Genomic DNA, 15,011 nt, shown 5'->3' with positions numbered 1-15,011 from the left:
TTCGAGGTTGAAAATGTCTATTCGTAAACGTCTGACCTTAATTTTACTTTCAATGATGGTGCTAACTTGCTTTTTAGCATTAGTAAAAGGCTATCAAAAAAGTATGCACCACGGCGAAAGTTTGCTTGATGATGAACTTAAAATAGTAGCTGGCGTTTTAATTGAGCAACCATTGGCACTAAGCACAGATGCAGTACAAGTAAGTAATAATAGCGCTCAGTTGTTGTATCAAATTTGGCAAAATAATAATTTACTTAGTGGCTCATCGAGTTTAACGAATAACCAAATTAGTTTTAGCGAGGGCTTTCAAACGGCCAATGTAGCAGGGCAGCGTATGCGGGTATTTGTGATGAGTAAAAACACCCGTAAAGTCATCGTTGCTGAACCTATGGCAAAGCGTTTTGAATTAGCTGAAGCCGTTATTTTATCTGCAATGTTACCTATGCTTTGGGCAGTCCCTCTGCTTGCTATTTTTATTAGCTTTTTTGTTAAATACGCATTAGTCCCTCTTACCCGATTATCTAAGCAGTTGGCGTCTCGCCAAGCGAACGACTTTACGCCAATTAACTGGCAAGTAACCGACGAGGAAATTAAACCGGTTATTAATCGTTTAAACGACTTATTTAAACGCGTAGAAACGGCCTACTTACGGGAGCGCTTTTTTGCCTCAGATGCAGCTCACGAATTACGTACTCCACTTAGTAGTTTAAAAATTAACGTACATAATTTGGCTAATAAACAAAGTAATCTGCAAGACCATCAAGAATTACAAGCTATGTCGCAGGGCATTAATCGCTTAAGTAATATTGTCGAGCAAATGCTAATTTTAGGGCGCACTCAGCCTGAACAATGGCAGAGGCAGTTTAGTGAACAATCATTGCTAACGATTACTCAGCAAGTCGTATCGGATCAATACGACAAAATAGATGAAAAAAACCAAACCATTAGTCTTGAAGGCGATGATTTTGTAATTAATGGTGATGAATTTACATTAACCACACTCATCGCTAATTTACTTAGCAATGCCATAAAGTACACACCCAATAATGGTCAAATTATAATCAAATTAGTATCAAGTAATAACGGCTTTAGTTGGCAAATTGATGATTCTGGTGCGGGTATGACTGAAGAGCAAAAAGAGCGAATATTCAATCGCTTTTATCGCGTAGGTGGTGATCAGCATCCATCAGGCGAGCAAGGTGCCGGTTTAGGTATGGCGATTGTTCAACACATAATTGCTATTTATGGCGCAACTATTCATTTAGCGAATAGCCCTTTAGGCGGACTAACCGTTAAGGTTACTTTTACAGGAGTAAAAAGTGACTAAACGTTTATTTAATCGGTGCCTTTGTTGTTTGCTACTTTTGTCGTTTAACGCGGCGAGTAAAGAGTACCTTATTATTTTAAAAGATCATTTGTTTTATCCCTCGCAAATTACCATTCCCGCGAATAAAAAAGTAAAATTATTGATAGAAAACCAAGACAGCACACCAGAAGAGTTTGATAGCTTTGATCTAAACAGAGAAAAAGTACTCTACCCAAACCGTAAAAGCATTATTTATATAGGGCCGCTTAGTAAAGGGTATTACGAATTTTTTGGTGAGTTTTCGCCCAATACAGCAAGGGGCGTTGTAATAGTTGGTGATGAGGAGGCGAAGCATGCTAATAACTAGTTTAGTCATGAGCCTTAATCAATTGCTACCTGTGGCTATTTTATTAGTGCTACTACAAGTAGTTAAAAAACAAAGCGCTTTAAAAATAGGATCTGCTTTATTAATTGGCGCGCTCATGTCGTTTTTGTACATGCAAAGTGCGTCGTGGGTGAGCCAGTGGTTTGAACACCAAGGGCTAGAGTACTCACAAATAGGGCTATGTATTACTATATTTATAGCCGTATTAGTATTTGCAATAAAACAAAAATCAGCGGCTTTTTATATTGCTGTTATAAGCACAATAACATTGTATTTAAGCCACTATATTATTTACCTCACCAGTTTTTGGCAAAGTAATGATGCAGGGCAAAGCTTATTTATTGGCACTTTATTAGGTGTTGGAATTTGTTTAAGTTTTAGCGTATTGCTGTACTTTTTAATGAATGCAATTAAGCACCGCTTTGGTATGTATCCGCTTTTTACTTTGCTTGCTTTTAACAGCGCGGCTAAGTTATTAGTTGCACTGGATTTGGCAAGCCAAATAGACTTAATTACCAACACCGCAACCGTGTGGGATTTACGCGATGTATTAAGCGAAAACTCTGAGCTCGGGCGCGTACTGCGTGCTCTTGTTGGTTACGAGGCTACCCCTGATCTAATGAGTGTACTTATATATAGTACTAGTAGCGTGATATTTTTATCACTTTGTTATGTTATTTCGGCTTCAATATCTAAGGAACGTGTATGAAAGCACTCAACCTATATTTAGCGCTTAGCTTTACCGTTTTTTGTTTGTTGGTACTTTCAATCCCAGCAAAGGCCGATGGAATTGTTGTTGATAAGGTATATCACCCCTATGTTTTACCTTTTGAGCGAGAGTTTGAATGGCGGTTAGTGTCGCACCAAACAGATAGTGGCAACATACTAGCGCAGCGTTTGGGTGGTGGCGGTGCTATTAACGATACAATGGCACTAGAAGGCTATTTAGTTGGTGAGCGAGATGACAACGGCGACTTTGGTTTAGAAGCTTATGAGCTTGAACTACGCTGGCAATTAATTGAGCAAGGTAAATTATGGGCTGATTGGGGGGCATTATTTGAGCTTGAAAAAAAACATAATGAAGATGTGTATGAAGCAACTTCGGGTTTTGTGATCGAAAAAGAGTTTGGCAAAACAAGCTTAACTATGAATGCCCTTTTAGTGTACGAGTGGGGGCAGGATATTCAAAATGAATGGGAAAGCGAGTTTAGAGCGCAATATCGCTATCGCTATCGTTCTGCTTTTCAGCCATCTATTGAGGTGTACGTAGGAGAAGACTTTGTTGGCATAGGGCCTGGGTTTATAGGTTTGCAGCGTTTTGATGGACAAAAGCAGTTAAAATGGGAAGCGGGTTTTATCACTGAGATAAGCCAATCAGAAAAAAATCATAGTTTTAGGCTCGCATTAGAATTTGAATTTTAATAACCAAGGAAAGCGGTTTTGGTTGTTTATCACTCTGATTATAGATAGGTACTTGACATATTTTAAAAAATCTATATAGTGGGCTGCAGCTAGAAAGAAAGCATGTAAGCTATAAATCTCCATTTCGATGTTGTATAAGTAATACTTGTAGTACCGTCCTGAAGTTTTTAAAGTACCATCTCATTTTTTGCTACACCCGCTCACATGAGCATATTTTTTATTTTATATCAGGATATTACAATGTCTAACATCGTATCAGGTACAGTTAAGTGGTTCAACGAGTCTAAAGGTTTTGGTTTCATCGAGCAAGAAAATGGCCCAGACGTTTTCGCACATTTCTCAGCAATCAAAAGCGAAGGTTTCAAAACTTTAGCTGAAGGCCAACGTGTAGAGTTCACTCTTTCACAAGGTCAAAAAGGTCCTCAAGCTGATAACATCACAGCTGTATAATTTTACTTTTTAAGTAAAATGAAAAAAAGCGCTTAAGGCGCTTTTTTTGTGTCTGAAATTTGACTCAACTCAACCTGCACCTATTATTAATGTAAGTTTATCAAGTAGGTATTGTTATTATTAAGTCCTTCCTTTCACTCTTTTTTATTTTTTTCAGCTATTATGCACAAGCTGAAGCTTTTGAGCTCACAATTTACACTGAGCATTTTTCGCCATACAACTTTGAAAATAAAGCGGGTCAGCTTGTTGGCATAAATCTCGATATTGTAAAAGATGTATGTATTGCTTCAGACATAAAGTGTGATTTTCAAATGCTGCCGTGGAAAAGAGCCTATAGCTTAGTTCAAAAAAAAGAGCATTCTGGCATTATCTCTATTGCTAAAACGGCTGAGAGAGCTCCTATATTTAACTGGGTTGGGCCTTTGGCATCTAGTCAAACATTTTTTTATAAGCTTAAAAAGAATACCAATCTTAAAATGAATAACCTAAATGATGCAAAGCAGTTTTCACTTGCTATTGTAAGAGGGGATATTTACGAATCTATAGTAAAAAAAGTAGGGTTTGAATCAGGTAAAAACCTTTTAGCTATAGGCGATGAAATGCAGTACATGCACTTATTTTTAAATAGTAAGATAGATTTGATTTTAGGATCTGAATACACCATTGGTTATCAACTTTCGCCTTTTGGGTATAGTGAAGACGATGTCGTTAGGCTGCAGGAATTACCATTACCTGAGATAGCAGGTAACTACATCGCGTTTAATAAATCAGTACCCAATTACATTGTAGAGCGTTTTAATAGGGAGTTTGAAAAGCTTAAAAAGAAGGATAACTTTTCGGCTTATAAAAAACGTTATAAGCGCTAATGTTAGTACCTGTAAGGCAGCCCTTTCTTTTGCTTTATTTTTAAAAATGCAGCTTGCAGTGATTCTATTAAATGCATATCTGTTTTTTTATTCGCAGCTAAATAAGCATCAATTGTTAGCTCATCTATTTTATAAATAAACTTTAAGTGTGCTGGTTTGAGCTTTAGATAATCACTCATCTGCTGCATATATAAAGGATCGTCTACAATTAAATCTACTTTTTTAGCGAGTAGTAAAGAGTATGACTTTTGAATATCAGAGGTTAAAACAACTTCAAACCCCAGTTTTGCGAGGGTTTGTGTTGAAAAATCATTGCGCTGCATAGCAATTTTGTACACTTTAGCTTGTTCAGTAGTGTTTATAATAAGATCATCTCGCTCTGATAGGCCAATAAAGCCTAGTTCAAAACGTTCGACAGGTCCTATCCAATAAAATTTGTCTTCTCGCTCTACAGTGCGTGCAAGGCTGTATATAAAGGTATTTTTAAGCTCATCTGCAATTTTATAAGCACGTGCCCAAGGGTACATTTGAATGTTAGGTGTTAGATCAGCCTCAGCAAATATATCTCTAATAAATTGAGTACCTTCACCTGCTACCTCACCATCAATCAACACCTGGTTTGGCGGTGCTAACTCTGTAACAACAAGGATGGGTTCTTTTGCTTGAACATACACAGAGCAAATTAAAAAAAGAGAATAAAGAATATATTTCACAATAGCGGATCGTTAGTCGGTTAGCTTAAGTAATATAAGTGTGGCTGAAAATACGAAAAACACAAAAAATATTTATGTGAATTTGTTACTAAGATATTGGTTTATTTGAGTTATATATAACCATAAATAAGGTTAAATAGCTTGAAGGTGGGGGAGTGTATAAATGTGGAAGGCCTAAAACGATAAAAGGGCCTTGCGGCCCTTGGTGAAGTATCGTTCAAGTCAGATAGAGCTTTAACCCCTTAAAGCGCTATCCTCTTGTTTTGCAACACCGGTGTTCATCTCAATAAGTTTCTAAGCTAGCGAGAGGAAAAACCCAGCAATTGCTGCGCTCATAAGGTTAGCCATAGATCCTGCTAACACTGCTCTGAGCCCTAAGCGTGCGATATCCTTCCGCCGACTAGGCGCCATACCGCCTAACCCACCTAGTAAAATGGCTATCGATGATAAGTTAGCAAAGCCACATAGAGCAAAAGTAACAATTGCTTGTGTGTGCGCGCTTAACGTATCGCGATAATTTATAAAGTCTAAGTAAGCAACAAACTCGTTCACTACTATCTTTTGACCAATAAAGCTGCCGGCTATAATTGCTTCATCCCATGGCACACCTAGTAACCATGCAACAGGAGCAAATACATAACCTAATATTTCTTGAAGCGTTAATGTTGGGTAATCAAACCACCCACCAATACCACCTAATAAACCGTTTAGTAGTGCAATTAGCGCTACAAAAGCAAGTAACATTGCACCTACATTAAGTGCTAAATGCATACCGTTTGCTGCACCTGATGCAGCTGCATCAATTACATTTACAGGCTTATCTTCGTCATCTAAATCTAAATCAGCTAAGTTATCTTTAGGCGTTTCAGTTTCTGGCACAATCATCTTGGCCATTAAAAAACCACCTGGAGCAGCCATAAAGCTCGCTGCTATTAAATACTTAAGATCTACGCCAATAATAACGTAACCGGCCATTACAGAGCCTGCCACAGTGGCTAAGCCACCTACCATCACTGCAAACAATTCCGATTTAGTCATTGTTGCTATAAATGGCTTAACTATTAGCGGTGCTTCAGTTTGGCCAACAAAAATATTTGCTGTCGCTGAAAGCGATTCTGTGCGAGAGGTTTTCAATAATTTTTGTAAACCGCCGCCTAAAATCCTAATTATCCAATCCATAATGCCAAGGTGATATAAAACAGCAACAAGCGCTGAGAAAAACACAATAACCGGCAATACTTGAATTGCGAATATAAAACCCAGTGTATCTTGTGACGCTAGCGGGCCAAATAAAAACCCAATACCGTCGTTTGCATAGCCAATTACCGATGAAACGGCTGCCGACATGCTAGTTAATACATTTTTTCCTGCTTCAAAAAACAGAACAAAACCGCCGATAACAACTTGCATGGCAAACGCTATACCAACGGTTCTTAAACTAATTGCTTTACGGTTTGTTGAAGCCGCAAAAGCAATACTTAGCAGCACAACCATGCCAACTAAGCTCATAAATGTTGTCATACCCATGTTTCCCGTTATTATTCTTGTAGTAAATATTTGATTTTACTTTTAATAATATCAATCGCAACACGGTTCATACCGCCTCGAGTCACAACTAAATCAGCATTATGCTTAGAAGGCTCAATAAATTGATAAAACATCGGTCTAACAGTTGCTTGATATTGCTCAACAACAGATTGTAATGTTCTGCCTCTTTGCTCCATATCTCGTTGCATACGGCGCATTAAGCAAATATCTAAAGGTGTATCTATAAACACCTTAATATCAAATTCTTTATTAAGCGCTTTGTCACTCAATAATAAAATACCTTCAACAATGAGTATTTTAGCAGCAGGCACTCGGCGAGTTTTCTCGCTACGTGTATGCTGTGCATAATCATACGTTGGTACTTCAACTGAATTTCCACTACGAAGCTGTGTTAAATGCTCAAGCATTAACGCATGTTCAAATGCATCAGGATGGTCGTAATTCGTTTGCGTACGATGCGCCATCGGTAAATGCGACTGATCCTTGTAGTAAGCATCTTCTTCAATAATGGCGATAGCGCCTGGTTCAAGCTCATTAACCAATTCATTGTATATAGTTTGGCTAAAAAGAGATTTGCCCGACGCAGACGCGCCTGCAATAGCTATAATAGTAGTTCGTGTCACTAAAGTTCTCACCCACACAGAAGGATATATTGTTGGTAGATCACAATAGCAAAAAAGACACGATTAATCTCTTTTGCTTCGCTTAAGAATGCAAATTTATAATGTTTAGGTTTTATGAAACAGGACTTTTGTCCTGTACGGAAAAATCGATCAGCGGATAAAGTAACCACCTAGAATCAAAGTGAGGTCAAAATGGCAAGAGCAATTATCTTAATGGCAGATAGCCTAGGAATCGGTGCAGCACCAGATGCAGATAAATTCGGCGATCTTGGGGCTAATACATTCGCTCACTTACTAAAAGCATATTACGACGAAACAGGCGCTGCATTATCGCTTCCTAACCTATCAAAACTTGGGTTAGTGGATGCATGTGAAGCTGCCGGTGGAGAACCGTGTTTAATTTCAGACCGCCAAGCTTCTCAAGGGGCATGGGGTTACGCTAAAGAATTATCTAGCGGAAAAGACACGCCATCAGGTCATTGGGAAATGGCAGGAGTACCTGTGTTATTTGATTGGGGATATTTCCCAAAAACACAGCCAAGTTTCCCACAAGAATTTATAGACGAGTTTATAGCTCGTACTGGTATTCCTGGCATTTTAGGCAACTGCCATGCATCGGGAACAACCATTTTAGAACAGCTAGGTGAAGAGCACGTAAAAACAGGTAAACCAATCTGTTACACCTCAGCTGATAGCGTGTTTCAAATAGCCGCGCATGAAGAGTCATTCGGCCTAGAGAAGCTTTATCAAGTTTGCGAAATCGCACGGGCGCTACTTGATGAAATGAATATAGGACGAGTGATTGCGCGGCCATTTTTGGGTTCAAATAGCCAAGACTTTGCTCGAACGGGTAATCGTCGCGACTATTCAGTGCTTCCGCCAGCACCAACATTGCTAGATGTGTTAGCAAAAGACGGCGGCGAAGTAATTAGTATTGGTAAAATTTCAGATATTTACGCGCATCAGGGCATAACCCAAAAGCATAAAGCACCTGGGCTTATGAACTTGCTAGAAAAAACCAGCGAAGTAATGAAAAGCGCACCAGAACACAGCTTAATCTTTACTAACCTGGTTGATTTTGATGAAAAATTTGGTCATCGCCGTAACCCAGTAGGTTATGCAAAAGCATTAAAAGAATTTGATGACTATTTACCAACTATACTAAAGCAGTTAAACGCAGATGACATATTAATGATCACTGCAGATCACGGTTGTGACCCAACCTTTCCAGGTTCTGAGCACACTCGCGAATACGTACCGGTTATTGCATATAAACCAGGTATGAGTAACACACCTCTAGGTGAACGCAACAGCTTTGCAGATATCGGTCAAACACTGGCACAGTGGTTTAACTTATCTGCGCTTGATTACGGCGACAGCTTTTTAAATGAGCTAACAACGCCAAATAAAAAGGAAAACAATTAATGAGTACTCCGCATATCAGTGCAAACGTTGGTGATTTCGCCGAAACAGTATTAATGCCAGGCGATCCGCTACGTGCGCAATATATTGCTGAAAACTTTTTAGATGATGCAGTACAAGTTACAGGTGTTCGTAACATGTACGGTTTCACTGGTACTTACAAAGGTAAGCCAGTAAGCATCATGGGTTCAGGCATGGGCATTCCATCAATGTCTATTTATGCACGTGAGCTAATTGTAAGCTTTGGCGTTAAAAATATTATACGTATTGGTACGTGTGGTGGTATTGGCACAGATATCAAAATCCGTGACGTAATTTTTGCACAAGGTGCAAGCACAGATTCAAACGTAAACCGTGCACGTGTTCGTGGCTACGATTTTTCTGCTATTGCTAACTTTGACCTACTTTTAAACGGTGTAAACGCCGCTAAAGAGCTAGGAATAGAAGCAAAAGTAGGTAACGTATTTACAACCGACACTTTCTACCAAGCAGACGACTCGTTCTACAAAGACTTAGACAAGTTAGGCATGCTAGCAGTAGATATGGAAACAGCCGGTTTATATGGCGTTGCAGCTGAATACGGCGCAAACGCAATGGCATTATTTACAGTAAGTGACCACGTAATCACCGGTGAAGCAACACCTGCTGATGAGCGTCAAAGCACGTTTAACGAAATGGTTAAAATTGCATTAGAGTCAATAGCTTAAATAATACATAACAGTTCCTTGGTAACGTATTCACTAAGTTTTGGAGACACGCCCAAAGTGAAGTGAGACTAACCTCCAAAGCCGCATTTTATGCGGCTTTTTTTATGCCTGAAGAAAACTGATAGCAGCTTCTAATTACTTATATCAATTCGCTTAATTAAGTGATCTATTTGAGGATGGAAAAACGTGTTGATAGCTAGGCAAAAAATTCGCTATTTAGTTGTTCTAAATGAGAATTTTTTAACGCAGGTAGCGACACGTTTAGCCCCTAAAAATGATTAAGTATTATTTCGGGTTGGTATTAATTCAACCATCCTAAAAACTACGTTTTTAAACGCCTGCAAGCAGCGCGTCTACAGGTAAATTAAACTGCTGAGTGTAAGTTTCTCAGGTAGGCACTAAGCTTGCTCGCGCGAGAAGCACTTAAGCTAACTACTCTAAAAGCGCAGCATCTCTAAACCTATTTGTGTATAACAGCCCTAAAAAACAATATGCACACAGAGAAGAAAAGGAGGAGCAAATGAGAAGAGCAAAACCAATGCTGACTCGGCATTATAAAAGTACAAGCGTTGCTTTAAAAGCTTGTAACCTGCGCGAATAGCTGTGTTTATACCAAGTTTAGAGTATGACTTGTTGCTCATGTTAGAAGCACAGTTTCTGATTGTTTTTATTATTTTAACTTCTAAGCTCTTCTCTAAAAGCGCAGCGTCTCTAAACCTCTTTGTGAATTAATCACTTTTGATCTTAGCTCTACGCTAGAGCTGAGTTTGTAGAGCGCAGTTAAGCTTCTAATTACACAACAAACTTTACCTTTAAAAACAAAAAAGGGCCAAGGCCCTTTTTTATGGTGTTGCGCCTAATCATACAGGCCAAATTCTGAGTGCTTAAACAACTTCACCAGCCACTATCGTATTAAAGCTGTCGTTGTCATGCAGGCTTGCAAATGCGCTCTCATGTAATAATTCATTACGTAAGTTTGGAGAGTATTCAAGTGCCATTTTAATATCGGCTAAGGCATCAGCATGCTTATGTGTTAGTGCATAAGCACATGCTCGTTGCCAATAGGCATAACCATAGTCACTATCTATATCAATAGCTTGATTACACAGCTCAATGGCTTGTGCTGTTTCATTAATTTCTAGTAATGCATCGGCTTTATAAGCAATGGCTTCCACATCTTCAGGTTTGCGATTGAGTATTTCGTCAAAAATTTCAATTTTATTTGCAAAATCACTTTCTAGGTTTGCGCGCATCCACAACGAATGAACTTCGTTAGTCACCGATATGCGCTCTTGGTTGCTGAGTATTTCTTCTGAGCGAACGCGTAGTTTTTCTTCAAGAATTTTTAATCGGTCTTCATACTCGTCTGTAATTACACTCACACGCGTATTTACAATATCTTCTACTTTGTTTTTAACATCGCGCAACGAGTTCCAACCCACTAAAACTAAAATCGACGCCGTAGCGGTAATTATAAAAAACACATTATTAATGGTATCTGTAGTGTACGTTAATGCGCGATCGGCAGTATCAAGCTGCGCATGAGTAACCTGCTTAGTTACATCTTCACGAAGCTTTTGCTGATCTTGCCTAACTGCTTTTAGCTCATCTAATATGTAGCGCTCCATTAGCGGCTTATACATAGGCTCTTTGAGTTGTTGAAGAGCTTGTTGCTCTTGTTGTGCTGTAGGTGAAGCTGGTTGCTTTTCAGCAGAGTTCACTATGCCTGAAAACAAATTTAAACAAACAAAAAGTACAGATAGGTAATAACGCATTGGTACGCCTAATTAAATTAATTACTGTAATAACTTTAACATGCAGGGCTTAATGGCACTAGGGCGTGTTGTTCTTTGTGGATTAAAATTGACCTAATTTAGATAGGAGCAATAGTTGTAAAATTTATTTAGCCTAGTGAGCTTAGCTATAATAGGGTAAAGCGTGAGCATATTACCCATGCTCAGGTAATTTGAGTAAAAATAGGCAAAAAAAAACCAGCTCAAGGTGAGCTGGCAAAAACTGCTTAAAACAACAATATGTCGTAGGGATTCACAGGAGAACAACTTCATACTAACTGAATCTTTATGAACAAATACTTAATTTAATTCAACTAGTTAAAAATATAAGAATACTAAAAGTATTCGGTTTATAAAGTAAAGGTGCATTGGGCTTAAGTAATGCACCTTTATCATTATAACTATCTAACTACAATTTCATGGTGAAGGGGGGTATTCCAATGTGCGCTTTAGTAAACTAAAGCCACTTTCAAACCCTTCACATACCATTACGCCGAAATTTTTCAATTCGATCACAGGTCTAGTAAAAAGATTAAGGTTAATTCACCGATATTTAAATTTTTATTTTGCGTAATGCTTTATATGAGCGCCATCTGACTTTTTTACTATTATTTTAAACGCGACTTTAAGCCTATTGTTAAATACATCATTAACGTAAGGGCAATCAAAAATATAAATTGGAGCAATCGTTTTAAATAGTATGTTGAGGCTGGCGTAGCATAATTTATACGCCTATATTAAGGATACGTAAGCACTTAGGTAGGCACGCTGAGTAAAAAGTAAGCCTATTAAATAAAAATAACCGTTACTTTTTAAAAAGTTATAAACACATAAGCAATAATACTGATTGTTTAAGTATTTTACTTTTCTATTTTAAGGATTTCACAATGAGCAAGCCAACAGCGGGTAAATGCCCTGTTATGCACGGTAGTAATTCAGTTGTTTCTAAAGTAAACACCGATTGGTGGCCAAACACACTCAACTTAGACATTCTTCATCAACACGATACTAAATCAAATCCATACGGCACTAATTTTAACTACGCAGAAGAATTTAAATCTCTAGATTTAGACGAAGTAAAAGCCGACTTAAAAACCTTTATGACCGACAGCCAAGATTGGTGGCCTGCCGATTGGGGCCATTACGGTGGTTTAATGATTCGTATGGCATGGCACTCAGCGGGTACGTACCGTTTATCTGATGGTCGTGGTGGCGCAAGTACCGGTAATCAACGTTTCTCGCCTTTAAATTCATGGCCAGATAACGCAAGCTTAGATAAAGCACGCAGACTTTTATGGCCACTTAAGAAAAAATACGGTAACAAACTCTCATGGGCCGATTTATTTATTCTTGCTGGTAATATGGCATACGAATCAATGGGTCTTAAAATTTATGGTTTTGCGGGCGGCCGTGAAGACATTTGGCATCCAGAAAAAGATATTTACTGGGGTGCAGAAAAAGAATGGTTAGCACCAAGTGATGAACGCTACGACAATGTAGAAAAACCAGACACCATGGAAAACCCATTAGCCGCAGTACAAATGGGCCTAATTTACGTTAACCCTGAAGGTGTTAATGGTATACCAGATCCACAAAAAACGGCAAATCACGTACGTGAAACATTTGCTCGCATGGCGATGGACGATGAAGAAACCGCAGCGCTAACAGTGGGCGGCCATACAGTAGGTAAAACTCACGGTAATGGTAAAGCAGAGCACTTAGGTCCAGAGCCAGAAGCAGCAGACGTACACGAGCAAGGTTTAGGTTGGAACAGCACCAAAGAAGGCGGCTTTGGTCGTCATACTGTAACTTCAGGCCTTGAAGGCGCATGGACCACACACCCAACTACATGGGATAACGGATACTGCCACTTACTTTTAAATTACGAATGGGAATTAACAAAAAGCCCAGCTGGCGCTCATCAGTGGGAACCTGTAAATATTAAAGAAGAAGACAAACCAGTAGACGTAGAAGATCCATCAATTCGTTTAAACCCAATGATGACCGATGCCGATATGGCCATGAAAGTGGACCCTGCGTACCGTAAAATTATTGAGCGTTTTTATAACGACTTTGAATACTTCTCTGATGTATTTGCACGCGCATGGTTTAAGCTAACTCACCGCGATTTAGGTCCTAAAGCATGTTACTTAGGTAAAGATGTACCAAGCGAAGACCTAATTTGGCAAGATCCTATTCCAGCAGTTGATTACACATTATCAGACGATGAAATCACAAGCTTAAAAGCACAGCTACTTGATTGCGGTGTAAGTGCAAGTGATTTAATAAATACAGCGTGGGATAGTGCACGTACGTATCGTGGTTCTGATCGTCGCGGTGGCGCAAATGGCGCACGTATTCGTTTAGCACCACAAAAAGATTGGCAAGGTAATGAGCCAGAGCGCTTAGCAAGTGTGCTTAGTGCCCTTGAAAAAGTACAGGCGGGTTTATCTAAGCCAGTAAGCATGGCTGATTTAATCGTTTTAGGTGGTACAGCGGCTGTAGAGCAAGCTGCAAAACAAGCCGGTGTTAATGTAACAGTACCATTTGCACCAGGACGCGGAGACGCAACAGACGAAATGACTGATGCAGAATCGTTCGATCCGCTTGAGCCTGTTCATGATGGATTTAGAAACTACCTTAAAAATGACTTTAGCGTATCCTCAGAAGAGCTATTGTTAGAGCGCAGCCAATTAATGGGCTTAACAGCACCAGAAATGACTGCACTTATGGGCGGCATGCGTGTACTAGGCACAAACTACGCAGGCACTAAACATGGCGTATTTACCGATAATGTAGGCACGCTATCTACCGACTTTTTTGTAAACCTAACCGACATGGCTAACAACTGGAAGCCACTAGAGCCAGGTATATATAATATTGTTGAGCGCAAAACAGGCACCATTAAATGGACTGCCACACGCGTAGATTTAGTGTTTGGTTCAAACTCTATTTTACGTGCCCTAAGTGAGTTTTATGCACAAGACGATAATAAAGAACGTTTTGTACATGACTTTGTAAATGCATGGGTAAAAGTAATGAACGCAGACAGGTTCGATCTTAAATAATCTGTACGCTAAATAAAAACGGGGGAGTATTGAATACTCCCCCGTTTTTTATGCGTTTTAATTTCACGGCTAGATAAGCCCGCTTTTTTTAAAGCAATAAAACTTATAAAAGTGCAAAAAGCTTTTGTAGTTGTGGCATATATTCGCTCACAAGTTCAAGGTTGTTTTCGCTTACTAAAGATACTGTAGACTCCTCAGCTGCGCTTGACGATTTACCAAACGAACCCATTAATGAGCTAGCGCCTTTATCTTTAGCACTTTTCATACTTTGAAAACCGCCCATTACTTTATTAGCAGTTTCTTGGTTATCAGCCGAAAGGCCCGACTTAAGATTTTCGATATAAGCCATTGATACTTCAGAACCTACAGTTACTAGCTGCTCTGGCGTAAAACCGTAACGGTTTGTAACACTCGCAAAGCTTTTGTATAGGTCTTGTTCTTTAATCATGCTTAATGCACTGTTAGCTAAAGAGCTTTGTTCGTCAACACTTTGATCTGCAGAACCACCTAGCATACTTGCTAAATCTAAGTCTTTTAACGACTCTTGGCTGCTTGCCCAGCTAGTCACAGCTGGCAGTGCTTTCATATAGCTTTGAAGTTGACCTTCGTTAATATCCTCTGCAAGGCTTGAGAAACTCATCGCTAATAAGCTAAGTGATACAAGTATTTTTTTCATTGAGCATTTCCTAGTATTAAAGTAGTGCCAAT

General features: G+C 39.1%; 14 protein-coding genes. 9 read left to right on the top strand and 5 right to left on the bottom strand.

Annotation, left to right across the window (positions count from 1 at the left end):
* The first annotated feature begins 13 nt into the window (after positions 1 to 13).
* From H5126_RS13330 to H5126_RS21385, 6 genes are all read left to right on the top strand, one after another.
* Positions 14 to 1,327, top strand: coding sequence for an ATP-binding protein (locus H5126_RS13330; RefSeq protein WP_182720261.1), 1,314 nt, complete (start codon positions 14 to 16; stop codon positions 1,325 to 1,327).
* On the top strand, positions 1,320 to 1,673 hold the full coding sequence (locus H5126_RS13325) for a cupredoxin domain-containing protein (protein WP_182720262.1): 354 nt from the start codon (positions 1,320 to 1,322) through the stop codon (positions 1,671 to 1,673). The genes H5126_RS13330 and H5126_RS13325 overlap by 8 nt, the downstream gene beginning before the upstream one ends.
* Complete coding sequence (locus H5126_RS13320) at positions 1,660 to 2,400, top strand: hypothetical protein (protein WP_024595838.1); 741 nt, start codon at positions 1,660 to 1,662, stop codon at positions 2,398 to 2,400. Before H5126_RS13325 ends, H5126_RS13320 begins: the two co-directional genes overlap by 14 nt.
* Positions 2,397 to 3,113, top strand: coding sequence for a hypothetical protein (locus H5126_RS13315; RefSeq protein ID WP_182720263.1), 717 nt, complete (start codon positions 2,397 to 2,399; stop codon positions 3,111 to 3,113). Before H5126_RS13320 ends, H5126_RS13315 begins: the two co-directional genes overlap by 4 nt.
* A gap of 240 nt (positions 3,114 to 3,353) precedes the next feature.
* Positions 3,354 to 3,563: a cold-shock protein gene (locus H5126_RS13310; protein ID WP_002959120.1), complete on the top strand. Its 210-nt coding sequence runs from the start codon at positions 3,354 to 3,356 to the stop codon at positions 3,561 to 3,563.
* Positions 3,564 to 3,673: 110 nt separating this feature from the next.
* Positions 3,674 to 4,429, top strand: a complete 756-nt coding sequence (locus H5126_RS21385; protein WP_310736035.1) for a transporter substrate-binding domain-containing protein — start codon at positions 3,674 to 3,676, stop codon at positions 4,427 to 4,429.
* 2 nt (positions 4,430 to 4,431) lie between these two features.
* Here H5126_RS21385 and H5126_RS13300 read toward each other — a convergent pair whose 3' ends face one another.
* The 3 genes from H5126_RS13300 to udk all read right to left on the bottom strand — a co-directional run bounded on the left by H5126_RS13300 (position 4,432) and on the right by udk (position 7,313).
* Positions 4,432 to 5,142, bottom strand: a complete 711-nt coding sequence (locus H5126_RS13300) for an ABC transporter substrate-binding protein (protein ID WP_024605581.1) — start codon at positions 5,140 to 5,142, stop codon at positions 4,432 to 4,434.
* Positions 5,143 to 5,436: 294 nt separating this feature from the next.
* Positions 5,437 to 6,663: a NupC/NupG family nucleoside CNT transporter gene (locus H5126_RS13295; RefSeq protein ID WP_182720264.1), complete on the bottom strand. Its 1,227-nt coding sequence runs from the start codon at positions 6,661 to 6,663 to the stop codon at positions 5,437 to 5,439.
* A gap of 17 nt (positions 6,664 to 6,680) precedes the next feature.
* Positions 6,681 to 7,313, bottom strand: a complete 633-nt coding sequence (gene udk, locus H5126_RS13290) for a uridine kinase (protein WP_024596281.1) — start codon at positions 7,311 to 7,313, stop codon at positions 6,681 to 6,683.
* 192 nt (positions 7,314 to 7,505) lie between these two features.
* Between udk and H5126_RS13285 the strand changes: the two genes are divergently transcribed.
* Together H5126_RS13285 and deoD are read left to right on the top strand one after the other, a co-directional pair.
* Positions 7,506 to 8,738: a phosphopentomutase gene (locus H5126_RS13285; RefSeq protein ID WP_149592761.1), complete on the top strand. Its 1,233-nt coding sequence runs from the start codon at positions 7,506 to 7,508 to the stop codon at positions 8,736 to 8,738.
* On the top strand, positions 8,738 to 9,442 hold the full coding sequence (gene deoD, locus H5126_RS13280) for a purine-nucleoside phosphorylase (RefSeq protein WP_007376638.1): 705 nt from the start codon (positions 8,738 to 8,740) through the stop codon (positions 9,440 to 9,442). Before H5126_RS13285 ends, deoD begins: the two co-directional genes overlap by 1 nt.
* An 884-nt stretch (positions 9,443 to 10,326) precedes the next feature.
* On the opposite strand, the gene H5126_RS13275 is transcribed toward deoD, so the two are convergent.
* Entirely contained in the window at positions 10,327 to 11,217 is an 891-nt protein-coding gene (locus tag H5126_RS13275; protein WP_024596284.1) for a TPR end-of-group domain-containing protein, read from the bottom strand.
* 905 nt (positions 11,218 to 12,122) lie between these two features.
* Between H5126_RS13275 and katG the strand changes: the two genes are divergently transcribed.
* Positions 12,123 to 14,303, top strand: a complete 2,181-nt coding sequence (gene katG / locus H5126_RS13270) for a catalase/peroxidase HPI (RefSeq protein WP_182720265.1) — start codon at positions 12,123 to 12,125, stop codon at positions 14,301 to 14,303.
* 103 nt (positions 14,304 to 14,406) lie between these two features.
* Here katG and H5126_RS13265 read toward each other — a convergent pair whose 3' ends face one another.
* Complete coding sequence (locus H5126_RS13265; protein ID WP_182720266.1) at positions 14,407 to 14,979, bottom strand: short-chain dehydrogenase; 573 nt, start codon at positions 14,977 to 14,979, stop codon at positions 14,407 to 14,409.
* Between the last annotated feature and the right edge of the window lie 32 nt (positions 14,980 to 15,011).

This window comes from Pseudoalteromonas sp. SG45-3, from assembly GCF_014164075.1.
GTDB classification, from domain to species: Bacteria; Pseudomonadota; Gammaproteobacteria; order Enterobacterales; family Alteromonadaceae; genus Pseudoalteromonas; species Pseudoalteromonas distincta.
The sequence above is the reverse complement of the archived record's forward strand: the minus strand, read 5'-3'. Positions and strand labels throughout refer to the sequence as shown.